Annotated in this window: 1 protein-coding gene and 1 pseudogene; both read right to left on the bottom strand. The window is 44.9% G+C overall.

Annotation, left to right across the window (positions count from 1 at the left end):
• The coding region (locus KDK17_RS03055) for a hypothetical protein (RefSeq protein WP_257287314.1) at nucleotides 1-265 on the bottom strand (265 nt) is incomplete at its 3' end.
• 195 nt (nucleotides 266-460) lie between these two features.
• Nucleotides 461-1,209, bottom strand: a pseudogene (locus KDK17_RS03050) (IS5 family transposase).
• Nucleotides 1,210-1,294: the final 85 nt, after the last annotated feature.

The following is a 1,294-nucleotide window of genomic DNA, read 5'->3' as shown; positions in this document are numbered from 1 at the left end:
GCGAGCTATCCATCCCCGAACTAGAAGTACGGGGCTTTCCGCTCAATTTGGTAATAATCGATTGATAGTTATATTCTTTGTCCAATTCTAAAGGAGTCCAGCCGTCATAACCTCTTAAATCTGTTCCCGCCACTGCTGAGATCAATTTCGCAGCCGCTTTTAGGGTTGGAAGTGCCGTAGGTAGATTTATCTTCGAATGGAAACTTACAAAAATGAAATAGCGGCATTTCTGACAGGTAACTACCAGAAATCGCTCCAGCGTCACTTTCCCGCTTACATGGAGAGGTTATGCAATTCCAAGACAATATTGATCCTGTTAATGTCCCTGTAAATAAAAAGTGCGACATAAAAGCCGCACTCACTGTATCAAGCTTTGATCAGAATTTCTGCAACAAAGACAGTCCTGATTGCAACCTAGGGGGCGTTCTTATCTAACCAGACGATCAATTTACTGATTTTGTCATGCTAACCAGATCATGATGGCTGCTATCTGAAGCATTCCCATATAATTTCGTGCCAAGCGTTCATAGCGAGTTGCAACTCGCCGAAAGTTCTTGAGCTTTTGGAATAGTCGCTCAATTAGATTTCGCTCCTTGTAAATTTCTTTGTCATATTTTCGCTGATCTATCCGATTTCGCTTCGGAGGAATCACTGCTTCAGCACCTGACTTCTTGACCTCGAGGAGGAATGCATTTGAGTCATATCCCTTGTCAGCAAGAACGAAGTCCGCTGAAAATCCCTCTATCAGGGCATTTGCCTGTCCGTACTCTGATGCTTGTCCAGCTGTGAGAATGAAGCGAACAGGATTACCAAGTGCATCCGTCGCAGCGTGGATCTTGGTTGTTAAACCTCCCCTTGATTTTCCAACTGCTTCGGCAATGTTATCCGTTTTTTTGGAGCACCGTGTTGATGAACACGGGTGATTGATCCGTCAACCAGAAGGTATTCCATATCACAATCCTGACTCAGTTCTTCAGAGACTTGACTCCATATTCCTTTCGAGCTCCAGCGACTAAATCGGTTGTATATATTGTGCCAGTCACCGAACTCTTCAGGCATGTCCCTCCAAGGCGCTCCGGTACGAGCAAGCCAGAGAATCGACTCAATGAATAACCTGTTGTCAGCTGTTGGTCCGGGGTCAGAGACTTTACCCGGCAGCATGTCTTTGATCCGATCCCATTGTTGATCTTTGAGTACTGTGCGAGTCATAGCAAACCTAAATGCCATACTCTAGATCACTTTTAGGTGTCTTTCCGGTCAGGTTACTGATGTTTTTATCTGTTCGTTCGGTTGG

The organism is Endozoicomonas sp. SESOKO2 (genome assembly GCF_024606245.1).
Taxonomy (GTDB): Bacteria; Pseudomonadota; Gammaproteobacteria; order Pseudomonadales; family Endozoicomonadaceae; genus Endozoicomonas_A.
This window is presented reverse-complemented; position numbering and strand designations above follow the sequence as displayed.